This is a genomic window from Streptomyces sp. NPDC043861 (assembly GCF_056435905.1).
In genome coordinates, this window is the sequence record NZ_JBWKDP010000003.1 from 331,176 (window position 1) to 353,003 (window position 21,828).

19 protein-coding genes and 1 tRNA gene are annotated in these 21,828 nt (G+C 68.8%); 13 read left to right on the top strand and 7 right to left on the bottom strand.

What is annotated here, in order from left to right; translation table 11 throughout:
• Window positions 1-133: 133 nt before the first annotated feature.
• The 3 genes from AC068D_RS09160 (at window position 134) to AC068D_RS09170 (ending at window position 3,760) form a co-directional block, all read left to right on the top strand.
• Window positions 134-268 (top strand): DLW-39 family protein, encoded by a 135-nt coding sequence (locus tag AC068D_RS09160; RefSeq protein ID WP_003958712.1) that lies wholly within the window; start codon window positions 134-136, stop codon window positions 266-268.
• Window positions 269-464: 196 nt separating this feature from the next.
• Window positions 465-2,441: a vWA domain-containing protein gene (locus AC068D_RS09165; protein WP_478822608.1), complete on the top strand. Its 1,977-nt coding sequence runs from the start codon at window positions 465-467 to the stop codon at window positions 2,439-2,441.
• Complete coding sequence (locus tag AC068D_RS09170) at window positions 2,441-3,760, top strand: hypothetical protein (protein WP_478822317.1); 1,320 nt, start codon at window positions 2,441-2,443, stop codon at window positions 3,758-3,760. Before AC068D_RS09165 ends, AC068D_RS09170 begins: the two co-directional genes overlap by 1 nt.
• 15 nt (window positions 3,761-3,775) lie before the next feature.
• Here the strand turns inward: AC068D_RS09170 and AC068D_RS09175 are convergent, their stop codons facing one another.
• Together AC068D_RS09175 and AC068D_RS09180 are read right to left on the bottom strand one after the other, a co-directional pair.
• The gene (locus AC068D_RS09175) at window positions 3,776-5,242 is read right to left on the bottom strand and encodes a serine/threonine-protein kinase (protein WP_478822318.1); all 1,467 of its coding nucleotides are present in this window, start codon (window positions 5,240-5,242) and stop codon (window positions 3,776-3,778) included.
• A 76-nt stretch (window positions 5,243-5,318) separates the two neighbouring features.
• Window positions 5,319-5,867: a helix-turn-helix domain-containing protein gene (locus AC068D_RS09180; protein WP_478822319.1), complete on the bottom strand. Its 549-nt coding sequence runs from the start codon at window positions 5,865-5,867 to the stop codon at window positions 5,319-5,321.
• Between the two features lie 142 nt (window positions 5,868-6,009).
• Here AC068D_RS09180 and AC068D_RS09185 point away from each other — a divergent pair.
• A tRNA-Ala gene (locus tag AC068D_RS09185) sits at window positions 6,010-6,082 on the top strand.
• A 1,060-nt stretch (window positions 6,083-7,142) separates the two neighbouring features.
• Window positions 7,143-7,556, top strand: a complete 414-nt coding sequence (locus AC068D_RS09190; protein ID WP_478822320.1) for a DUF6344 domain-containing protein — start codon at window positions 7,143-7,145, stop codon at window positions 7,554-7,556.
• A gap of 190 nt (window positions 7,557-7,746) precedes the next feature.
• On the opposite strand, the gene AC068D_RS09195 is transcribed toward AC068D_RS09190, so the two are convergent.
• The gene (locus AC068D_RS09195; RefSeq protein ID WP_478822321.1) at window positions 7,747-8,433 is read right to left on the bottom strand and encodes a DUF5324 family protein; all 687 of its coding nucleotides are present in this window, start codon (window positions 8,431-8,433) and stop codon (window positions 7,747-7,749) included.
• Window positions 8,434-8,640: 207 nt separating this feature from the next.
• Here AC068D_RS09195 and AC068D_RS09200 point away from each other — a divergent pair, with 207 nt between their 5' ends.
• Together AC068D_RS09200 and AC068D_RS09205 are read left to right on the top strand one after the other, a co-directional pair.
• Window positions 8,641-9,174: a peptidylprolyl isomerase gene (locus AC068D_RS09200; protein ID WP_478822322.1), complete on the top strand. Its 534-nt coding sequence runs from the start codon at window positions 8,641-8,643 to the stop codon at window positions 9,172-9,174.
• A gap of 94 nt (window positions 9,175-9,268) precedes the next feature.
• Window positions 9,269-10,171, top strand: a complete 903-nt coding sequence (locus AC068D_RS09205; protein WP_478822323.1) for a rhomboid family intramembrane serine protease — start codon at window positions 9,269-9,271, stop codon at window positions 10,169-10,171.
• Window positions 10,172-10,436: 265 nt separating this feature from the next.
• On the opposite strand, the gene crgA is transcribed toward AC068D_RS09205, so the two are convergent.
• A complete protein-coding gene (gene crgA, locus AC068D_RS09210) occupies window positions 10,437-10,691 on the bottom strand; it encodes a cell division protein CrgA (protein WP_478822324.1) in 255 nt (84 codons plus the stop codon).
• 142 nt (window positions 10,692-10,833) lie between these two features.
• Here crgA and AC068D_RS09215 point away from each other — a divergent pair, with 142 nt between their 5' ends.
• From AC068D_RS09215 to AC068D_RS09240, 6 genes are all read left to right on the top strand, one after another.
• Window positions 10,834-11,601 (top strand): DUF881 domain-containing protein, encoded by a 768-nt coding sequence (locus tag AC068D_RS09215; RefSeq protein WP_478822325.1) that lies wholly within the window; start codon window positions 10,834-10,836, stop codon window positions 11,599-11,601.
• Between the two features lie 180 nt (window positions 11,602-11,781).
• Entirely contained in the window at window positions 11,782-12,486 is a 705-nt protein-coding gene (locus AC068D_RS09220) for a class E sortase (protein ID WP_478822326.1), read from the top strand.
• Window positions 12,487-12,527: 41 nt separating this feature from the next.
• Window positions 12,528-12,704: a hypothetical protein gene (locus tag AC068D_RS09225; protein ID WP_478822327.1), complete on the top strand. Its 177-nt coding sequence runs from the start codon at window positions 12,528-12,530 to the stop codon at window positions 12,702-12,704.
• A complete protein-coding gene (locus AC068D_RS09230; protein WP_478822328.1) occupies window positions 12,701-13,339 on the top strand; it encodes an aminodeoxychorismate/anthranilate synthase component II in 639 nt (212 codons plus the stop codon). The genes AC068D_RS09225 and AC068D_RS09230 overlap by 4 nt, the downstream gene beginning before the upstream one ends.
• On the top strand, window positions 13,336-14,490 hold the full coding sequence (locus AC068D_RS09235) for a class E sortase (protein ID WP_478822329.1): 1,155 nt from the start codon (window positions 13,336-13,338) through the stop codon (window positions 14,488-14,490). The genes AC068D_RS09230 and AC068D_RS09235 overlap by 4 nt, the downstream gene beginning before the upstream one ends.
• A 43-nt stretch (window positions 14,491-14,533) precedes the next feature.
• Window positions 14,534-15,217 (top strand): class E sortase, encoded by a 684-nt coding sequence (locus tag AC068D_RS09240; protein WP_478822330.1) that lies wholly within the window; start codon window positions 14,534-14,536, stop codon window positions 15,215-15,217.
• A 516-nt stretch (window positions 15,218-15,733) separates the two neighbouring features.
• Here AC068D_RS09240 and pknB read toward each other — a convergent pair.
• The 3 genes from pknB to AC068D_RS09255 all read right to left on the bottom strand — a co-directional run bounded on the left by pknB (window position 15,734) and on the right by AC068D_RS09255 (window position 21,827).
• Window positions 15,734-17,725 (bottom strand): Stk1 family PASTA domain-containing Ser/Thr kinase, encoded by a 1,992-nt coding sequence (gene pknB, locus AC068D_RS09245; protein ID WP_478822331.1) that lies wholly within the window; start codon window positions 17,723-17,725, stop codon window positions 15,734-15,736.
• A gap of 1,226 nt (window positions 17,726-18,951) precedes the next feature.
• Window positions 18,952-20,409 carry a peptidoglycan D,D-transpeptidase FtsI family protein gene (locus tag AC068D_RS09250; protein ID WP_478822332.1) on the bottom strand — a complete coding sequence of 486 codons (1,458 nt, stop codon included), beginning with the start codon at window positions 20,407-20,409 and terminating at the stop codon, window positions 18,952-18,954.
• On the bottom strand, window positions 20,406-21,827 hold the full coding sequence (locus tag AC068D_RS09255) for an FtsW/RodA/SpoVE family cell cycle protein (protein WP_478822333.1): 1,422 nt from the start codon (window positions 21,825-21,827) through the stop codon (window positions 20,406-20,408). Before AC068D_RS09255 ends, AC068D_RS09250 begins: the two co-directional genes overlap by 4 nt.
• Window position 21,828: the final 1 nt, after the last annotated feature.

Below are 21,828 nucleotides of genomic sequence, written 5' to 3' on the forward strand. Positions count from 1 at the left end.
TCGTTGCGGGGGCGGGAGTTGGCACGTCTCCGCGCAGTGCTGGGCGGGGGCTCAGGTCACCGATCGGTATCGATCGGTGTGTATAGTCGATCGCCAGAAGTCCTCAAACGTCAAGGAAAGACGAGGTCGCGCGGTGAAGAAGCTTCTCCTGGTCGCACTGGCCGCCATCGGCGGGCTCCTCGTGTACCGCCAGATCCAGGCGGATCGCGCCGAGCAGGATCTGTGGACGGAGGCGACCGACTCCGTGCCCGCAGGTTCGGGTGTGTGAGACGCAAACAAGTTTGAGCAACAGAGCCCCGGCCGCCGATGCGGCCGGGGCTCTGTGCTGCTCGCGGGAGCCGTACCCGCGGGTGCCGCCTGTTGCTCGACCGTGACACCGGGACCCTTGAGTTCACCTAAGCAAATCACTAGCTTGCAAAAGCAAATGATGGGCTTAGGTGAAGGGGGACCGGGTGAAGGTACGAATGCGGCGCCGTGCGGGGACGGCGGTCGTCATCGGTGGGGCACTGTTCGCCCTGGCCGCGGGGCCACTGCCGGCCATGGCGGCCACCGGAGCGTCCGCGGCCCAAGGGGCACCGGACGCGACGGCCACGTACTCGACCGCCACGCGTGGGGACGGGCGAAGCGGCCTGGTGATGGTGCTCGACTCCTCCGGCTCGATGGCCGACGACGACGGATCTGGACGCACCCGCATGGAAGTCGCGCGCCAGGCCGTCGGCACCGTCGTGGACGCACTCCCCGAGGGCCATCCCACCGGCCTGCGGGTCTACGGAGCGGACCGGCCCCGGGGATGCACCGACACCCGTCTGGTCCAGCCCGTGGAGGCGCTCGACCGAGGCGCCGTGAAGGAGGCCGTGGCGTCCCTGCGGCCCAAGGGGGACACCCCGATCGGCCTGTCGCTCCAGAAGGCGGCCCAGGATCTTCCCGAGCCTCCCGGCGGGGCCGTCGGCACACGCACGATCCTGCTGATCTCGGACGGCGACGACAACTGCGGTGCGCCCGAGCCCTGCGCCGTCGCCGAACAGCTCTCCGGCGACGGCATCGGGCTGCGCATCGACACCGTCGGCTTCCAGGTACGCGGCACGGCGCGCGAACAGCTCGAGTGCATCGCCGAGGCCGGCAACGGGCGCTACTACGACGCACCCGACGCCGAGGCGCTGGCGCGTCAGCTGCAGCGCTCCGCGCAGCTGTCCGCGGACGGCTACCGATTCCGGGGCGATCAGGTCGAGGGCACGCCGGAACGCCGCGGGGCGCCCGCGCTGGTGCCGGGGCAGTATCTGGACACCATAGGGCCGGGGGAGCAACGGCACTATGCCGTCGACATGGACGCCGTCTCCACCGTGAACTTCTCCGCGACCGCGGTGCCGCAACCGGGGGCGGCGGTCGACACCTTCGACGGACTGCGGACCATGATCGCCTACGCCACCGACAACTCCGAGGGCTCCTGCGAGTCGAGCACCGAGCGCTTCCTCCAGCGGGAGGGTGCGACACCACTGACCTCGGCAGTGGCCCGCGTCCCGAGCGAGCAGGGCTTCAAGAGCTGTGACAAGGCGGGGCGTTACTGGTTGGTGGTCGAGCGGGAGAGCAAGAGCGGCTCCGACGCCGCCAGGTGGCCACTGGAGCTGACGTACGGCGTTGAGAAGCCGCTCGCACGGGGGATCACACCGGCCGAGTCGCAGCCCGAGTACGGAAAGGGCGACAAGGACGCCGCCCTCCCGCTGGGCGACCCGAGGGACGTGGCCGGCGGCACCGGATTCAACGATGCCAGGGAGCTCGCTCCGGGCGTGTGGCGCGACCGGGTGCTGCCCTCGCAGACGCTCTGGTACAAGGTGCCAGTGGGCTGGGGCCAGCAGCTCCGCTACGACGTCGAGTTCGCCAACGAACCGACGCTGAGGAATGGTTCGTCGCAGCTGTCGTACGGCGCCACCGAGGTGTTCACACCGGCACGGGCACCGGTCGGCGGCGGCACCGGCGAGTTCATCCCGCAAGCGGTCTACAACGGGCGCCCGTCCGCACTGAAGATGGGTACAGTCCCGGTCTCCTGGACCAATCGCCACGAGGCCCCCGGGAACGTCGTTCCCGTGCACGCCAAGGGCGACTTCTACATCGCCGTCACGCTCGGAGCCGAGGTGGCCGAGATCGCGGAGAACCCGCAGATCGGTGTGGTGCTGCGGGTCGCGGTGCTGGGCGAAGAGAGGTCCGGGCCGCAGCACGGTGCACCGGTGCTCGTGAAGAAGCCGGGCAAGGAGGGGGACAAGGGGGGCGCTTCGGCCACGCGCGCAGACAGCAATGGGACCGGCGGGGCAGGATGGACCGGCGCTGCGACCGCCGCGGCGGTGGGCGGCGGAGCCGTCCTGGTCGCGGGACTCGTCTTCGCATGCGTACGGATGCGGGCGGCGCGGCGCCGGGCGGCCGTCGACACGACAAGGGGAAGCGCGTGATGAGGCAGCGCAGCAGGGGCCGGGTGACGCTGGCCGGGGTGGCGGCGATGTGCGCGGTGGCGGCGCTCCCCGGCGGTACGGCCCGGGCGGCGGGTGAGCCCAGCCGGTACGTCTTCGACGAGGACGCGAAGAAGGTCCGGGGTGCCGCAGTCAACAGCAACGCGCAGCTGCTCGAGGCCGGGTCCACGTACCGCGACACCATCAAGAAGGACGACAAGCTCTACTACCGCGTGGATCTCGATGCGAAGACGAACGCGTACGTCTCGGTGGTGGCCGTGCCCAGGCAGGGTGGCAAGGCGGTGTACGGCGACGGCATCAAGGTGAGCCTCGAGAGCGGTTCGAGTGCCCAGTGCAGCTCGCAGGATGCGCAGTTCGGGTCGGCGGGGTACACCCGGCCCGTCGCCGCCTATGCCTACCGGAACATCAAGTCCGGCAGTTCCACCTGCCAGGAGCAGGGGGCCTATTACGTGCTCGTCGAGCGGACCACGAGGGCCACCTCCGCTCCTGACGACTGGGATCTCGAGATCCGCTACGACTCCGAGCCCGTCCTCAGGACGGCCGGACCGACCGAGGCGCCCGAGAACTGGCCTTCCGTCTCCCCCGCGCCTCCCGCCGGCGGCCCGCAGAAGCGCCTGGGCGGCACGAGCTTCACCGACGCCATGAGCCTCGGGCAGGGCGAGTGGCGTGACGACATCAAGCCGGGCCAGACCCTGTTCTACCGGGTGCCGGTCGACTGGGGCCAGCAGCTCTTCGTCGGCGCGGATCTCGGTACCAGCCCGGCGAGCGACAACTACATCGGCAACGCGTTCGTGCTGTCGCTGAACAATCCCGCCCGTGGCGGCGTCGACCGGAACACCATGTCGTACTCCGGCAAGCCGGCTTCGATGGCTCTGGACCCGCTGCCACCGGTGTCCTACGAGAACCGCTACGCCACGGACAGCGCGGTGGGCGCGATGAGGTTCGCCGGCTGGTACTACCTGTCGGCGACGCTCAGTCCCGAGCTCGCCGAGGAGTACGGCGACAGAGCCGTGCCACTGACGCTGCGGGTGAATGTGAGGGGGAAGGCGAAGCCCGGACCTGGGTACGACGGCGCCGCAGGAATCTTCGGCCTCACCGAGGACGACCAGGAGGCGGCGGCCAGCGGACAGAGCGGCCCCGGTGCGGAGAAGAGCGCCGCGATGACGCTGGTTGCGGCTGCAGGGATCGGGGCGGGGAGCGTGCTGGTGCTCGGTCTCGGCACCTGGATGCTCCTGGCGAGACGGCGCTCGGCCCAGGCGCCGCCGGCACCTGGGCAGTACGGACCGCCCCCGACCTGGTAGCCGGGTGGTCGGCGGTCAGGCCTGGGTGAGCGCCCAGATACCCACGGCGAAGCAGACCAGCGCCACGATCAGCACCGGGATCGCCACCTTCGGGGGCGGTCCCGGACGCGTGTGCGGCGCGGTGGGGGCCGTGCCATGCACCGGGGCGTATCCGGGTGCGGCGAAGGCCGGGGGTGCAGGAGCGGGAACCTGGTGGCCGTGGCCGGTGTATTGACGAGTAGGAGCCGGTTCGTACTGCACGGCCGAGGTCTGGGCCTGGGCGAAGTCCGGCGTGATGGCGTGATGGGGGGAGGCCGCGTGCGCGGGAACGGAGGGCTGGGCCGGCTGCGGAAGCGGCGTGGGCTGCTGCGGAGGCGGGGCGAGAGGGAAGGATCCCGTCTCGGAGCGCGAGGCCGTCAGATGCGATGCCGCCTGACCGTGGTCGGTGTGCTGAGCCTGTCCACCGGGGTGCTGTGGCTGTTCCTCGGGCTGCTGTGCCCGTCCGCCGGGCTGTGGGCCCGTGTGCAGCCCCGTGTGCGGGGCGTACGGATCCGGCGCGGCACTGGGGACATCGGCGGCCCGGCCCTCCGCGTCGGGCGCCGCGGTGGCCGTGGTCGCGCGAGGCACGGGCCCTTCGGGGCCGAAGCCTGCGGGCAGCGGGCCGATCTGGTCGAAGACCTCCACGGGCTCGTCGTCGATGCCGGGCTCCGGGAGCATCTCGACGGCGGAGGTCAGCGCCTTGCGCGCACCTGTGGCCGTACGGAACCGGGCCTCTGGATCGGGCTGCAGCAGGCCCGCGATGACCTGCCACAGCGGTTCGGGGATTCCCTGGGGCGCGCCGGGGGTGCCATACGCCGCGAAGTGCTCGACCAGGGCGCGCGAGTCGGGCTTCTGGCCCTGGAGCAGATAGAGCGCGACAAGGCCGACCGCGAACAGATCGGCAGGGAAGTCCGGCTCCGCCCCCATCATCTGCTCGGGCGCGAAGTAACCCGGCGTTCCCAGGACATAGTTGGTCTCGGTCAGGCGCGGCTCACCCTTGCGCATCGAGATGCCGAAATCGGACAGCCGCAGATGCGGCCGCCCGGTGCCGGTGGCCTCCAGCAGGATGTTGGCCGGCTTGATGTCGCGGTGCACGACCCCCTCCGCATGCACCGCGGCGAGTCCGGACAGCAACTGGTCGAGCAGGGTGCACACGAAGCGCGGCGGCAGCGGGCCGTAGTCGCCGATGACATGCGCCAGCGACCCGCCGCTCACCAGGTCCATGGTGAAGAGCACCTTGTCGTCGTCCGCCGCCCAGCTGGCCGGGGCGAGGACATGGGGGTGATCGATACGGAGTGCCTGCTCGCGGACGAAGCGCAGCAGTGTGTGCGCGTCGCTCTGCTGAAGGACCTTGGCGGCCACATAGCGCCGCCGCCGCTGGTCCCAGGCGCGCCAGACGGCGCCGACTCCACCGCGACCGATCGGGTCGATCAGCTCGTAACGACCCGCGAAGACCTCACCCATTGCGCTGCGCCCGCTCCCAGTTCCCTGATCCGGCGTTCTGCCTCGTCCCGCTGTGTGCTGCGTCGTGCCGCGTCGTTCAGCTCTGGTGCGACTCGTAGTGCGCGACCGCCTCCGCAGTTCGCCCGGCGCCGTACACCCTGAGGAACTCTGCCAGTTCCGGGTGGGTCGGTGCGAGGGTGTCCGCCGCATCGATGATGTCGCCGGCCGCGGCCACCGACCGCAGAAGCGACTGGATCTCGCGGACCACGCGCCGCACTGTCGGAGCCCCCGAGCTGGTCGTGGTCTGGCCGGTGCCGGTGAGCACGGATCCACCCTGCGACTTCTTGATCTCGTCCATCCGGCCCGTCGCCTCCGCTGCGCTGATGCTGCCGTCGGCGACCTGCCCTGCCAGTTCCTGCAGGGCCTGCACGCGCTGGACCACAGCGGGGTTGCCGATCTTGGCTCGCTGGCCGCTCATCAGCTGGGAGAGCATCGGAGCCGACAGCCCCAGCACCGCCGCGAGCCGCGCCTGGTTGAGCCCCAGATCGTCGATCAGCCGACGGAAGAGCGCCCCCAACGGCTCTCCGTACCAGCTCCGCTGAAGCTCTCTGGCTCTGGCGGTCGCGTCCTGCTGTGCTGCATCCATATGCGTCTCCCCATCGCTTCCCCAATGCGTTGACTTCGCTGCTGCGAACCCGACGAGCATCTTACGGAGAGTGGTCGAATACCGGGAGTCCCAATCCTTTTGCAAGATCTGGGGGGTGACCCGGTACTCTGGTCTTCGTTCCGGGGCCTTAGCTCAGTTGGTAGAGCGCTGTCTTTGCATGGCAGATGTCAGGGGTTCGACTCCCCTAGGCTCCACCGGTTGAATACCCCCCGACCAGCGGAAACGCAGGTCGGGGGGTTTTCTGTGCATCCGTCGAGGCATGTGCCCGGTGGCGGCGGTGCCGCAGCGGCACCGCTCCCGGTCGGGTACGGCATCGTGCGGGGCAGAAGATGCGCGCGGCAACGGTGGAGCCGGGCGGCGACGGCGGTCGTTCGTGGACGTCGGCCGTGGTGAAGGTGTCTCGGCCGCTCCCCATGCCCATGAGCACCTGAACGTCCTCGTCCGAGGCGGGCGCCCCGACATACGTCTTGTGTGCCCCTGGCCTCGGGGCCGGGAACAGGTTCCCGACGCCACTCCGTCGTGCGACTGGACCCGGGCCGCGGCATGGGGGCTTCCCGGTGGATGGCCGCACCTTGCGCGCCGCACGGCCGGTGGTCGAGGCACGATGCCCGCCGCAGGGCCGGTGGTCGAGGCACGATGCGCGCCGCAGGGCCGGTGGTCGAGGCACGATGCGCGCCGCAGGGCCAGGTGGTCGAGGCACCTTGCGCGCCGCACGGCCGGTGGTCGAGGTGGGCGGCACGATCCCCGCCGGACTCAACGCCGCCGACGAGGAGTGCGCCGCGGCGTTCGCCGACGGCCGGTTCCAGCCCATGGTCGGGCACCCTGAAGCCGATCGTCGGGCAGCACGATCATGTGCCCGGGCGGGCCGACGACGGCCGAGTCGGGCGGGGGTGCAGCCCTGGACGCGCACGTGCACAGGCGCCGACGACTTCGGCGCGGCGGTGGCGACAGGGCGTCGGGGGTCGTCCTGCCGGGATCCCGACAACGGACCAAAGGCGGGCGCCGGCTTCGGGTTGCGCGACCGGTGACGAGGCATTACAGGGCGCGCCACACCCCGGTGTCCAGGAGCGTCTTCGCAGTCCAGGCGGGGGTTGTGGGTCCGGTCCCGAAGTGACGCCGGATCAGGGCGACTGGGCCGGACGGGTGGTGTTCATCTGAAGATCGACCGACCCGTGGCGTAGATCCCACCATTCTCGAGATGCGTACACATCATGAGGAAGGTATGTAAAACGCCCTACTCGAAAGTGAGGGGTCATGGCCGCCGTCAAGGTCACGCATATGTGGACCTCCTTCATCTGCCTGCTTGTCGCACTGCTCGCCCATCTCGGATTCGGACGCTCCGCCAAGGCCACCAGCCGGCCTGCACCCTGGCTGCCGGAGGGCACCGTCCCTCAGCAGCACCGGACCGAGAGCGCGGTTTCCGGATGCGGACTGCACCAGGGGGTGGTCCGGCCACGGAAACCGAGGGACCGTTCCCTACCGCCGACGATCAAGCAGCGCATCCGGGCCGAGGCCCATGGCACCTCACCGTCGGTCCGGCACCTTCCCGCGGCCGACCACGGCGACCACGGCGACTACGGCGACTACGACGACCATGCCGACTACGCAGCCGCCCCGCCGGGCCGCCCGCTCGTCGGCCGGGCAGCATTCGCCACGGCGACAGCATGAGGCGCCGGAAGGCTCTCGGCTCTCCCGGCGCCCTCTGCCTCGGCTGCCTCGGCTGGTTCTGCGGTTCCCCTGCGGTTCTCCGGTTCCCCGGTCGCTTCGGTCGCTTCGGTTGCTTCATCCGTCCGCGTACGACGTCATGCCACGGCCCGGGTGTCCCGCACGATGGCCGACCCTGTGCGTCCGCCCTCGGTCAGCGACGGTCCTCACGGTCCGCTTCGGTCTGCTTCGCCTGAACCTCCGGGTCCAGCGCCGACTGGTCATTTCCGCCGACCGATGTCAACGGAGTACCAGGGTCCGGGACCTCGGTGGCAGCGGGCGGTTCGACCAGCCAGTCCGGGTTGGCCTGCTTGTCCCACCACTTCCACGCGGCGAAGAGCCCGGCGGCCAGCACGGCGAAGAGGCCCACGCCCTTCGCGACTCGGCCGGCCTTGGCCCGCCGCTCATGCTTCTTGACCAGCTTCTGGATCTCCTTGGGCGTAACCTGACCGCGCAGCGCGGCCAGGGCTGCTGTGGATCGGGCCGCGGCCTCCTGGCCGACGGGCTGAGCCACCGCGACGGCGTGCTCGATCCGGGGCTTCGTGTAGTCCGCCGCCTGACGCGCGGCATGCCGGGTCATGACGGCGGCCCGGTGAGCAGCGTCGTCCAACTTCGGCGGCACATGAGGGGCCACCCGGCTGTCGTACTGGACGCGAGCCTGGTGACGGGCCTGGTGCGCGGCTCGTGACACCTTCGGCCCGAGGTACACGCGGGCCTCGTGTGCGTATAGCGCGGCATGGTCCTTGGCCGTACCGGCGTAGGGCGCCACCACTTCCGCGGCGTGCAGCACGCTGTCCTTCGCGGTGTCGGTCGCGGCGCGCACGCTGTCCATGCGGGTCACGGGATCCTCCTCCTCGGTGGCGGTCGCGGGGTTCTGGGGGGTGTCGTCCCCGGCTGGGCACAGTTCGCCTTTCCGCCCTTTTCGAAATCATGCCCGTTGAGCGCGGCCTCGGCATGCGGGACGGGCATACGGGTCATGCTTTCTGTGCTGACGGCACTTCCGTGCGAGGATCGGTGGACGTCAGAGAAGACTTAAGGAAGGCAGATCGTGGCCGAGCAGCTTTACGCCACCCTCAAGACCAATCACGGCGACATCGACATCCGGCTCCTGCCGAACCACGCGCCGAAGACGGTCAAGAACTTCACCGAGCTCGCGGCCGGCGAGCGCGAGTGGACGCACCCGGCGACCGGCAAGAAGTCCACCGACAAGCTGTATGACGGCACGGTCTTCCACCGGGTGATCAGCGGCTTCATGATCCAGGGCGGCGACCCGCTGGGCAACGGCACGGGCGGCCCGGGCTACGAGTTCGCGGACGAGTTCCACCCGGACCTGGCCTTCGACAAGCCGTACCTGCTGGCCATGGCCAACGCCGGCCCGGGCACCAACGGCTCGCAGTTCTTCATCACCGTCGCGCCGACGGCATGGCTCACCCGCAAGCACACCATCTTCGGTGAGGTTGCCGACGAGGCCAGCAAGAAGGTCGTGGACACCATCGCGACCGCCCAGACGAACCCCCGCACCGACCGCCCGGTCAACGACGTCGTGATCGAGTCCGTCGTGATCGAGACCCGCGCGAGCTGATCCCGCGAGGGTGGTTCCGGGTACGGGAACCTTTGCGCCCCGCTCGTCCGTATGACGAGCGGGGCGATGCATTGCGCCAAGACAAGGGGATCTCATGGATCAGGCGCCAGGAAGCCCGGACCAGTCCCGGGCGGCGCACGCGCTGCCGAGCTGCTACCGCCATCCGGACCGTGAGACGGGCATCACCTGCACCCGCTGTGAGCGGCCGATCTGCCCTGAGTGCATGGTCAGTGCCTCGGTCGGATTCCAGTGCCCGGAGTGCGTGCGCGGCGGGTCGGGCACCGGGCACGCCCCGGCCGCGAACCGGCCACGCACGATCGTGGGCGCCGCGGTCACATCGGGCGACCCGCGTCTGATCACGAAAATTCTGATCGGGATCAACCTCGCAGTCTTCATCGCCGCCGCTGTGGGCGGTGCCCGTGTGGTCAATCAGCTGGTCATGCTGGGTGCCTGGCCCGCGCCGCCGCACGCGGTGTTCGAGGGTGTCGCCGACGGGCAGTGGTACCGGCTGCTCACCTCGACGTTCCTGCACCAGGAAATCTGGCACATCGCCTTCAACATGCTGGGGCTGTGGTGGCTGGGCGGTCCGCTGGAAGCGGCGCTCGGCCGGGTGCGCTATCTCTCGCTCTATCTGCTGTCGGGTCTGGCGGGCAGTGCGCTCGTCTATCTCCTCGACGCACCCACGACGGCCACGCTCGGCGCCTCCGGAGCGGTCTTCGGCCTGCTCGGTGCCACGGTCGTGCTGATGCGCCGGCTCAACTACGACATGCGCCCTGTCATCGTGCTCCTCGCGCTGAACCTGCTTTTCACCTTCAACCCCTGGGCCGGGATCTCGTGGCAGGCACATGTGGGCGGACTGGTCGCGGGTATGGCCATCGTCTTCGGCATGGTGCACGCCCCGCGTGAGCGAAGGGCGCTCGTGCAGTACGGCACCTGTGCGCTGGTTCTGGTCGCGGTCGTGGGAATCGTCGTGGCAAGGACCCTCACGCTCACCTGAGCGCGAGCTTTCCCCAAAGTTGTCCACAGCGTGTGGCGGATCTTGTGCATCCCGTGGAGAACAACTGTGCCCCTTGTCTCTGAGCTGGGTTTTCCCAGAAGGGGCAAGGGGCGAACAGTGTGGGCGGTTGTCGCTGGAATGGCCGCTGTGGTCACACCGGCGTCAACACTCCCTGAGTTATCCACAGATCGTCAGACCTTTTCCCACTGCTGTGGACAACGCTGTGGATAACCTCGGGGCAGAGCTTGACAGACGTTGCCGACAGCTACTTCCACTGGGTGGACACGGCGAACCCGCCCGCGATGAAGCCGAAGCCGACCACGATGTTCCAGTTGTGGAGGCTGTCGATGGGCAGGCTGCCGTCGGTGACGTAGAAGAGGACGATCCAGGCCAGTCCGATGAGGAACAGCGCGAGCATGACCGGCGCGACCCAGCTGCGACTCGTCAGCTTGATGTTGGTCGCCTGCTTCGCGGGCGGCGGCGTGAAGTCGGCCTTCTTGCGGATACGTGACTTCGGCACGAGGGACTCTCCTGTCGATGCGCTGCGTGACCGCGCAGGGGAACTGTGGCTGGCGCCGGGTGGGAGCTAGAGGGGGATCACGGCCTCCCCCGGGCGTCCGTTAGCGTAGTGCTTCCGCGGCGACCGTAGGAGTAAGGGTACGTTGAGCAATTCCGGCGACTCCCCCCAAGGGCCGGTCCGGCGCCCCGCGTGGCGGCCGGTCCGGCTGCTGACGGCCGCCGTCTTCGCGCTCGCCGGACTGATCTTCGTCACCAGCTTCAATACGGCCAAGGGCACCAACCTCCGCACGGACGACTCGCTGCTGAAGCTCTCCGACCTGATCCAGCAGCGGAGCGAGAAGAACGCCGAGCTGGACGAGTCCACCGGCGCGGTCCGCGAGGACGTCGACGCTCTCGCCCGCCGCGACGACGGCTCCACCAAGGCCGAGGACGACAAACTCCGGGCTCTGGAGGAGGCGGCCGGGACCAAGAAGCTCAGTGGCCGGGCCGTCTCCGTCACTCTCAATGATGCGCCTCCGAACGCCCAGGCGGCCCCGGGCTACCCGGAACCGCAGGCCAACGACCTGGTCATTCACCAGCAGGACCTGCAGGCCGTCGTGAACGCGCTCTGGCAGGGCGGTGCCAAGGGCATTCAGGTCATGGACCAGCGGCTGATCTCCACCAGCGCGGTCCGCTGTGTCGGCAACACGCTGATCCTCCAGGGCCGGGTCTACTCCCCGCCGTACAAGATCACCGCTGTCGGTGACCCCGGCAGCCTCAAGCGTGCGCTCACCGCATCGCCGGCCATCCAGAACTACCAGCTCTATGTGCAGGCCTACGGACTCGGCTGGAAAGTCGACGAGCGCGACACGGTGACTCTCCCCGGTTACTCGGGCACAGTGGATCTCCACTACGCGAAGCCCGTGAGCTAGGGCCTCTCGTTCGGATCTTGCCGGGCTCGCGTGCCCCGGCACGCACGCTCGTCCCGTTGTCGTCGGTCGCCCACGCTCCGCGTGGGCTCTTCCCTCCGCCTTGCGATCGCACGCACCGGACTCCGCTCACCGATCCAGCCCAATCCAACGCAAGCCCCTAGTCCCGGGAGGTGCCCGTCGGTGCCGGTGCGACTGATCGTCAGGACCTTCAGCGAGATCTGCATCACCGTCGGCACCGTGATCGTGCTCTTCGTGGCGTACGTGCTGTTCTGGACCGGCGTGAAGGCCGCGGACGCGACGGACGGGGAGATCGACAGACTGCAGCGGGAGTGGTCCCGGCTGCCCGTACCGACCCCGGCGGCGCCCGGAACTCCCGCATCCCCGGCGCCCGCCCCCGGTCCGCCCGCCCCCTACGCCGCGGGGAAGCCCTTCGCCGTCATGTACGTCCCCCGCTTCGGCGCGGACTGGGACTGGGCGGTGCTCGAGGGCACGGACGCCGCCACTCTGAAGAAGGGGCTCGGACACTATTCCGGGACCGCCCGTCCGGGCGAGTCCGGGAACTTCGCGGTGGCCGGTCACCGCCGTACGTACGGGGACCCGTTCAAGGACTTCCCGCGGCTGCGGCCGGGAGACGCGGTGATCCTGACGGACGGAACGGCCTGGTTCACGTACCGCGTCAAGCGGAAGCCCTACCGGACCGTCCCCGGTGATGTCGCCGTCATCGACCCCGTTCCCGGCCGGTCCGGCTTCGACGGGGCGGGCCGCTATCTCACGCTGACCACCTGTGACCCCGAGTGGGGAAGCAGCCACCGGCTGATCGCCTGGGCGTACCTCGACGAGGTCCGGCCTGTGACGGACGGCAAACCCGAAGCTTTCCACAGCTGACCCACAGGCCCCTGGCGCCCTTTACTCTGGTCCCGTACCGAATGGAAAGGGACAGCATGTACGGCTGGATCTGGAGGCATCTGCCCGGCAACGCATGGGCGCGGGCGTTCATCGCGCTCGTGCTGATCCTCGCGGTCGTCTATGTGCTGTTCCAGTATGTGTTCCCCTGGGCGGAGCCGCTGCTTCCGTTCAACGATGTGACGGTGGACGGCCAGTGAGCGCGCGCATTCTCGTCGTCGACAACTACGACAGCTTTGTCTTCAACCTCGTCCAGTACCTGTATCAGCTGGGCGCGGAGTGCGAAGTCGTGCGCAACGACGAGGTGTCCACGTCGCATGCGCAGGACGGCTTCGACGGTGTGCTGCTGTCACCGGGTCCCGGCGGGCCCGAGCAGGCCGGCGTCTGCATCGAGATGGTCCGCCACTGCGCCGCGACCGGCGTCCCGGTCTTCGGCGTCTGCCTCGGTATGCAGTCGATGGCCGTGGCCTACGGCGGTGTTGTCGACCGCGCCCCCGAGCTGCTGCACGGCAAGACCTCCGCCGTGCTGCACGGCGGCAAGGGCGTCTTCGCCGGGCTGCCCTCCCCCTTCACGGCGACGCGCTACCACTCGCTGGCGGCCGAGCCGCAGACGGTTCCGGACGAGCTGGAGGTCACGGCGCGTACGGAGGACGGCATCATCATGGGGCTGCGCCACCGTGAACTGGCCGTCGAGGGCGTGCAGTTCCACCCCGAGTCGGTTCTCACCGAACACGGTCATCTGATGCTCGCCAACTGGTTGGAGCAGTGCGGCGACACGGGCGCGGTCGGCCGCTCGGCAGGGCTTGCGCCGGTGGTGGGTAAGGCTCTGGCGTGAACGGCGAGGGGGGATCGCCGTGGTCCTGGGCCGGGGACAGTCCCCCGGAGCCCCAGGAGCCTCAGGAGTGGGCGGGACACCGCCAGTACTCCGTGGACGACTCCCAGGGCTACCAGAGCGATTGGTACGGGCAGCAGCAACAGGCCGAGCAGGCACGCACCCAGCTCATGCGGGAGCCGCTGTCCGCCGCTCAGGCATTTCCGGCTCCCCCGCCGGTGCCCACTGACGAGACGGCCGTGCGGACCGACGCCATGCACGGCAAGCACCGGGCGGGAGGCGCGCACCGGGTTGCCGCGGAAGCTCCCGAACAGCCCACCGGCGGCCGCGCAGAGCGCCGGCGCGCTGCAAAAGGCCGTGGACGACGCCGGGCCGCTCCGGCACCGCCCGCACGGACGGGGGCCGCATCAGCGCCGTCCGCGCGGAGCGAGAGCGGGGCCCCGCTCTCCCGCGTCGAGGCGCGCCGTCTCGCCCGAGCCCAGAAGGACAGCCCCGCGGTCGTCGCCAGCCGGGTCTTCGGCGAGCTCTTCATCACCATCGGCGTGCTGATGCTGCTGTTCGTCACCTATCAGCTGTGGTGGACCAACATCCTCGCGGGGCAGCAGGCCAATGCCGCCGCCGACAAGATCCAGGACGACTGGGCCAAGGGCCGCGCACCAGGCGTCTTCGAGCCGGGCCAGGGATTCGCCATCATGCACATCCCCAAGCTCGATGTGGTCGTCCCCATCGCCGAGGGCATCGACAAGCACACCGTGCTCGACCGCGGGATGGTCGGCCACTATGCCGACGGGCAGCTCAAGACCGCCATGCCGTCCGACAAGCAGGGCAATTTCGCGGTCGCGGGCCACCGCAACACGCACGGCGAGCCGTTCCGCTACATCAACCGCCTCACGCCCGGTGACGCGATAGTCGTCGAGACCCAGGACATGTACTACACGTACAAGATGGCGAGCATCCTCCCGCAGACCTCGCCGGCGAACGTCGGTGTCATCGCTCCCGTGCCGACGGGCTCGGGCTTCACGAGTCCTGGCCGGTACATCACCCTGACGACGTGCACGCCCGAATTCACGAGTACGTACCGCATGATCGTGTGGGGCAAGATGTTCGAGGAACGCCCGCGCAGCAAGGGCAAGCCCGACGCTCTCGTCGGCTGACGGATGACCGCTTTCAGGACGACATACAACAGGGACAGGTGCAGTGGCACGTGCACGCAGCCGGATTGCCGGCGCCATCAGTGTCTTCGGCGAGCTGCTGATCACCGCGGGGGTGCTGCTGGCTCTCTTCGTCGTCTACTCGCTGTGGTGGACGAACGTCCTCGCCGATCGTGAGGCAGCCAAGGACGGCAACCTGGTGCGTGACCGCTGGGCAGGTGGTCCGGGGGAGCTGGACACCAAGGACGGCATCGGCTTCCTCCATGTACCCGCCATGAGGAACGGTGAAGTGCTGGTGAAGAAGGGCACCGACCCCGAGACGCTCAACAACGGGGTCGCGGGCTACTACATCGACCCCATCCGGTCGGCCCTTCCGTCCGCCAAGCAGGGCAACTTCACGCTTGCCGCACACCGCGATGGCCACGGGGCCAAGTTCCACAACATCCACAAGGTCAAGACGGGCGACTCGATCGTCTTCGAGACCAAGGACACCTGGTACGTCTACAAGGTCTTCAAGGACCTCAAGGAGACGTCGAAGTTCAATGTCGACGTCCTCCAGCCGGTCCCGAAGGAATCCGGCAGGACCAAGCCCAGCCGGTACATCACCCTGACGACCTGCACGCCCGTCTACACGTCCGACTACCGATACGTCGTCTGGGGCGAGCTGGAGCGCACGGAGAAGGTCGACAAGGACCGTACGAAGCCGGCCGAACTGCGCGCTGCTTCCTGAGTCCGCGGCGAGCCCCGAACTGCGCGCTGATTGCCGAGCCGCGCCGTCTCCGGCTGTGCGCTGCTTCCTGAGCCGGGGTGCCCTGCTCTTCACGGGACCGAATGGGGCGAACGTCGCCCCGTCCCACCCAGAACCGATTCCTCGGTAGAGCCCGAGCGTCTCTCTGCTTCATACGGAATGGGTCGTCGGCGTCGGCGAACGGCTGCGATCGATCGCACGGGGCCTCTGGGACATTCGAGAAGGGCGGGGATTCGTCAGTGCCGTCCCCCGTGTTTTCACGATGAATCCATGACGGGCGTCCTGCTTCCCTCCTTCCCGACAGCTGCGAGTCGGGCAGCCGCGAGCCGGGACAGCAGTGAGCCCCGGCACCGTCAGGATGCCGGGGCTCACGAAGGCCGTCAGGACCTGGGGCCTCTCGTTTGGATCTTGGCGGGCGCGCGTGTCCCGGCACGCACGCTCGCCGCGTTGTCGCACCGGAACCCGCTCACTGATCCAGCCTGATCCAAACGAAAGACCCTAGCCGGCGGGACCGCCGAAGAAGCCGCCGCCATTGTCGTTCCCGCCCGGGTTGCCGCCGTTGCCACCCGCAGTCTTCACATTGACGGGCTGCTGGGGATTGACCGGCTGGTTCGCCTGCGGGTCCTGGGCGATGACGATGGCGTTGTCGTCGTTGGAGCCGTCGACATTGCCGAGTTGCAGGCCCGCCTGGGCGAGCAGCTGCTTGGCGTTGCCGAGGGTCTGGCCGAACAGGTTGGGTACCGGGGTCTGAGGCGTCTGCGGGCCCTTGGAGACCTGCAGAGTGATCGTGGCACCCTTCGGCTGCCTGGAGCCCGCCGACGGGTCCTGTGCCACGACCTCGCCCGCAGGCTTGTCGGAGTCGACCTGCTGCTCGACGACCACGTACCCGAGCTTGGTCAGCTGGTCCTTCGCCGCGGCGAGCTGAGAGCCCACCACGGGCGGAACGACCTGCGTCTCCTGCTTGGCGATCTTCAGGGTGACCTCGGTCCCCTTCTCCGCCTTGGTGCCGCCCTCGGGGTCCTGGCTCACGACGGTGCCGGCTTCCTGGTCCGCCTCCACCGACTCCGTCTTGACAGTGAAGCCCTTGCGTTCCAGGGCTTCCGTGGCCCTCGCCTCGGACTGCTCCACGACGTCCGGCACCTCGACCAGGGGAGCGCCCTCGGAGACGACGACGCGGATGGTCTCGCCCTCGTTCATCTTGGCGCCCTGGGCCGCGGCCGGCGTCTGGCTGCAGACGCTGCCCTTCGGCTCGTTGCAGCGGGCGGTGCCGTCCTGGGCGACCTTGACCTTCGCGTTGACCCCGAACTGCTTGGCCTCCGCGAGGGGCTTCCCGACGAGGTTCGGGACGGCGATCCTGCCGGTGCCGCCGTCCTGGCCGAAGACCGACCTGCCGATGAGGATCGCACCGATGAGCACGAGGATGCCCGCGATCACCAGCAGGATGGTCGAGGTGTTCGACTTCTTCTGGCGGCGGCGGTCCGGGCGGTCGTCGTAGCCGTAACCGCCGTCGTCGGGGCTCATGGGCGGCAGCATCGACGTCTGACCGGCCGGGTCGGCCTGGCGCAGTGCGGCGGTGGGCTGGTCGTCGTGCTGGCCGCCGTACCCGGCGCCGTAGCCGACGGCACCCATGGCCGCCGTCGCCGCGACCGGCTGACCGTCGAGGCACGCCTCGATGTCGGCCCGCATCTCGTCGGCGGACTGGTAGCGGTAGTCGGGGTCCTTGACCAGTGCCTTCAGGACGATCGCGTCCATCTCGGGCGTGATCTCGGGGTCGAAGACGCTGGGCGGCTGCGGTTCCTCCCGTACGTGCTGATAGGCGACCGCGACGGGGGAGTCCCCGATGAACGGCGGCCGGACCGTCAGCAGCTCGTAGAGCAGACAGCCGGTGGAGTACAGGTCGGACCGGGCGTCGACCTGCTCGCCCTTCGCCTGCTCCGGTGAGAGGTACTGGGCCGTGCCGATGACGGCCGCCGTCTGGGTCATGGTCATGCCCGAGTCGCCCATGGCGCGGGCGATGCCGAAGTCCATCACCTTGACCTGGCCGGTGCGCGTCAGCATGACGTTCGCCGGCTTGATGTCCCGGTGGACGATCCCGTTGCGGTGCGAGTACTCCAGTGCCTGGAGGATGCCGATGGTCATCTCCAGCGTGCGCTCGGGCAGCAGCTTGCGCCCGGAGTGCAGCAGTTCTCTCAGCGTGGAACCGTCGACGTACTCCATCACGATGTACGGAATCGACACGCTGTCGACGTAGTCCTCGCCCGTGTCGTACACCGCGACGATCGCAGGGTGATTCAGCGAGGCGGCCGACTGGGCCTCACGGCGGAACCGGGCCTGGAAGGACGGATCGCGGGCGAGGTCGGCCCGCAGCGTCTTGACGGCGACGGTCCGGCCGAGCCGTGTGTCGTGGGCGAGGTAGACCTCCGCCATGCCACCACGGCCGAGCACCGAGCCCAGCTCGTACCGGCCGCCGAGGCGACGCGGCTCTTCCATAGCGGTAGACCTCTCCCTCAACCGTCACGTGTGGTTGCTCGGGATACCGTACCCGGCGGGCCGCACGGTACTGGACCCCGACCGGCAGCTGATATGTGACTGGTATCACTGTCAGGGTTTGCCGAGGGGTCCCCCAGGGTTGTCATGGACCCGTCGTTGAACGCGTTCATGACCCGGCCGCAGGACTTCGCCGGAATGGGCTTTCGGCCAGGAGATGGCTGGTATTGCCGCGTCGAGGGAATGGCTGATCATCCCGTCGGGCCTTCGGCGGAGCCGCTGCCACGGAGACTCGATCCGCCCGATGAAGGGCACCCCGATGAATCCAGTGAAGAATTCCACAGCGGCCTCGGCTCCGCATACGCATTCGGTGCGGTAGTGACCGGCACTTCCATGACGGCGACTGCCGGGGCGTGTTCCGGTGTCACGCCGGACCATGAGCCGTGGAGCTCGCGAATGCCTTGCGCACCGTGACGAGATCGCCACCGGAACGGCCGCGGCCCAAGCTCAAGAGCGTTCGGGAGCGGCCTGCCCGACACGGGCCCTTCATGCGAACGCTCGACAGAAGGAACGTTTCTTGGAGCCGGGGCGAAACAGGTCACGAAATGCCTGCACCGAATATGGATTCATCTGTGGATTCACCTGTCGTTCGCCCACCGGGCCCATGCCCGAGGGAACTAGGGAGAATCCGATCGCCGACGGCACGGCCGCATCGACGAATCACCGTAGGAGCGGCGGCGTCGCGCTTGTTCCGAAGAGCGTGCCGAACCTGAAAACACGGTGGCCGCCGGCAGCAGGAGCGGCATCGGTTCCGACGGCCATGGGCATCGCTCTCGCGCGATGGGGCCGCGCGGCGCCCGCCATGTGGTCCGAGGCAGGGAATGACGCGCGGCCATGACATATCCGAGCCGGTGGACGCGGAGTGCTCCCACGGTCAGGAAGCGCCCGACTTCGGCCCTCACGGCTGTGGAGGGCGTGCTTCGAACACCAGTGGGCTCCGCGCGGGCCGGTCCGGGAGCTCCGGGCTCCGCGGAGGGCAAGAACGACCTGTCCGGGGGCTTCCGGAAGGCCAACACCAGTCGGCCGAAGCCGTCTTGGGGCCGGGAGCGCGCGGGAAGGACGAAGACCTCCGGTGTGGTGCGCCTGGACGGCCGCACCACACCGGAGGTCTTCGTCATGACCGGGCTCACGGGTGTCAGCCGCACCCGTGAGCGACGACTGCCACGGCCTCAGCCCTTGATCACTGCTTCCATGACGTCCCGCGCGATCGGGGCGGCCAGGCCACCGCCGCTGATGTCGTCACGGGCCGTGCCCGCCGAGTCCTCGACGACGACGGCGACGGCGACCGGCGAGCCGTCGCCGGTCTTGGCGTACGAGATGAACCAGGCGTAGGGGCGCTTGCTGTTGCCGACGCCGTGCTGAGCGGTACCCGTCTTGCCGCCGACCGTCGCACCGTCGATCTTCGCGTTGTCACCGGTGCCGTTCTCGACGACGTTCTCCATCATCTCCTGGAGAAGCTGAGCGTTCTTCTCGGAGAGCGGGCGGCTCATCTCCTCCGGCTCGGTCCGCTCGAGCTCGTCGAGGTTGGGAGCCTCGAGGCGGTCGACCATGTACGGCTTCATCAGCTTGCCGTCGTTGGCGATCGCAGCGGCGACCATGGCCATCTGGAGCGGGGTGGCCGCGGTGTTGAACTGGCCGATCGCCGACTGGGCGTTGCCACCACGGTCCATGTTCTTGTCGTAGACCGACGCCGAGGCGCGGACCGGGATGTCGACCTCGGGGTTGTTGAAGCCGAACTTCTCGGCCGTCTCCAGCATCTTGTCCCGCGTGACCTTGTCGCCGAGGTTTGCGAAGACGGAGTTGCAGGAGATCTCCATGGCCTTGTTCAGGCTCGCCTTTTCGCAGCCGCCGTGCTGGTTGATCATCGGCCGGGTGGACAGCGGGATCCGGTACGGCTCGGGGGTGTCGGTCGGGGCCTTGATGTCCGTGACGACGCCGTTCTCCAGGGCGGCGGCGGCCGTGACGACCTTGAAGGTGGAGCCGGGCGGGTAGGCCTCGCGCAGCGCCCGGTTCAGCTTCGGCTTGTCCTTGTCCTTCTCCAGCGCGAGCCAGGCCTTCTCGTCCTTGCCGGAGTAGCCGGAGAAGGTGGACGGGTCGTACGACGGCGTCGACGCGAGCGCGAGGATCCTGCCGGTACCCGGGTCGATGGCTGCGACCGCGCCCTTCTTGTCGCCGAGTCCCTTGAACGCCGCCCGCTGGGCCTTGGTGTTCAGGGTCGTGACGACATTGCCGCCCTTCTTCTTGTCACCGGTGAACATCGCCATGGTCCGGTCGAAGAAGAGCCGGTCGTCGTTGCCGGTGAGGATGCCGTCCTCGAGCTTCTCGATCTGGTTGGCGTCATAGGCCTGCGAGGCATAGCCGGTGACGGGGGCCCACATGGGGCCGTCGACATAGGTGCGCTTGTACTTGTAGTCGGTGTCGTCCGTCGCGACGGAGCCGGTGATGGGCTTGCCGTCGACGATGATGTTGCCGCGCTCGTGGGCGTAGCGCTCGATCTGGACGCGGCGGTTGTACTTGTGTGTGTTCAGCTCGTCGGCGCGTACGTACTGGAGCCAGTTGTCCCGGATCATCAGCGCGAGGACCAGGAGTCCGCAGAAGATCGCGATGCGGCGCAGAGGCTTGTTCACGGTCGGACCACCTGGGTCATCTCGGCGTCGGGGGACGAGGCGGGGGCGGGCGCGGGCCTGCGCGCGGTGTCGCTGATCCGGATGAGGATGCCGATCAGGGCCCAGTTGGCGATCACGGAGGAGCCGCCGTAGGCGAGGAACGGCATCGTCATGCCGGTGAGAGGGATGAGGCCCATCACACCGCCGGCGACGACGAAGATCTGGAGAGCGAAGGCGCCGGACAGTCCGGTCGCGAGCAGCTTTCCGAAGGGGTCACGGGCGGCCAGGGCCGTGCGGACACCCCGCTCGATGATCAAGCCGTACAGCAGCAGGAACGCCATCACTCCGGCCAGGCCGAGCTCTTCGCCGACGGTGGCGAAGATGAAGTCCGAGTTGGCGGCGAAGCCGATGAGGTCGGAGTCGCCCTGGCCGAGTCCGGTGCCGAGGACCCCGCCGGAGCCGAAGGACATGATCGCCTGGCCGATCTGCTGGCAGGCGCCGGAGACCTCGTAGCAGGCGAAGGGATCGAGCCAGGCGTTCACACGGGCCTGGACGTGGCTGGCGAACGAGGCCACGCCGACCGCGCCGCCCGCGGACATCAGCAGACCGATGACGATCCAGCTGGTCCGCTCGGTGGCCACGTACAGCATGACGACGAACATGCCGAAGAACAGCAGCGAGGTTCCGAGGTCGTTCTCGAAGACCAGGATGAGCAGGCTTATTGCCCAGATCGTGAGGATCGGTCCGAGGTCACGGCCGCGCGGCAGGTAGAGCCCCATGAAGCGGCGGCTGGCGAGGGCCAGGGCGTCGCGCTTCACCATGAGGTAGCCGGAGAAGAAGACCGCGATGACGATCTTCGCGAACTCGCCGGGCTGGATGGAGAAGCCGCCGACACGGATCCAGATCTTGGCGCCGAACACGTCCGCACCGAGGCCGGGGATGATCGGCAGCACCAGCAGCACCAGCGCCGCCGCCATCGAGATGTACGTGTAGCGCTGCAGGACTCGGTGGTCCTTGAGGACCAGCAGCACACCCACGAACAGCGCGATACCGATCGCGGAGTACATCAGCTGGTTGGGGGCGTCCGGGCTGAAGCTGCCCATGCTCCGCTTGGCCAGCGAGATCAGCCGGGGCGACTGGTCCAGCCGCCAGATCAGCACCAGGCCGAGCCCGTTGAGCAGGGTCGCCAGGGGCAGCAGCAGCGGGTCGGCGTACTTGGCGAACTTCCGCACCACGATATGGGCGACGCCCGCAAGCAGGCCGAGCCCTAGCCCGTACCCGAGCATGCCCGTCGGCACCTCGCCGTCGAGCGCGAGGCCCACGTTGAGATACGCGAACACCGGAATGACGACGGCGAAGGCGAGCAGCACGAGCTCGGTGTTGCGGCGGCTCGGCAGTTCGATCGCGCCGATGGTGGTCGTGTTGGTGACAACGCTCATG

What these genes read in the sequence shown, in the direction of transcription:
- AC068D_RS09175 (WP_478822318.1), bottom strand. Translation starts at nt 5,242, where the DNA reads ATGGGTGAGGTCTTCGCGGGTCGTTACGAGCTGATCGACCCGATCGGT.
- AC068D_RS09225 (WP_478822327.1), top strand. Translation starts at nt 12,528, where the DNA reads ATGGAAAGGGACAGCATGTACGGCTGGATCTGGAGGCATCTGCCCGGC.
- AC068D_RS09205 (WP_478822323.1), top strand. Translation starts at nt 9,269, where the DNA reads ATGGATCAGGCGCCAGGAAGCCCGGACCAGTCCCGGGCGGCGCACGCG.
- pknB (WP_478822331.1), bottom strand. Translation starts at nt 17,725, where the DNA reads ATGGAAGAGCCGCGTCGCCTCGGCGGCCGGTACGAGCTGGGCTCGGTG.
- AC068D_RS09165 (WP_478822608.1), top strand. Translation starts at nt 465, where the DNA reads ATGCGGCGCCGTGCGGGGACGGCGGTCGTCATCGGTGGGGCACTGTTC.
- AC068D_RS09170 (WP_478822317.1), top strand. Translation starts at nt 2,441, where the DNA reads ATGAGGCAGCGCAGCAGGGGCCGGGTGACGCTGGCCGGGGTGGCGGCG.
- AC068D_RS09255 (WP_478822333.1), bottom strand. Translation starts at nt 21,827, where the DNA reads ATGAGCGTTGTCACCAACACGACCACCATCGGCGCGATCGAACTGCCG.
- AC068D_RS09190 (WP_478822320.1), top strand. Translation starts at nt 7,143, where the DNA reads ATGGCCGCCGTCAAGGTCACGCATATGTGGACCTCCTTCATCTGCCTG.
- AC068D_RS09180 (WP_478822319.1), bottom strand. Translation starts at nt 5,867, where the DNA reads ATGGATGCAGCACAGCAGGACGCGACCGCCAGAGCCAGAGAGCTTCAG.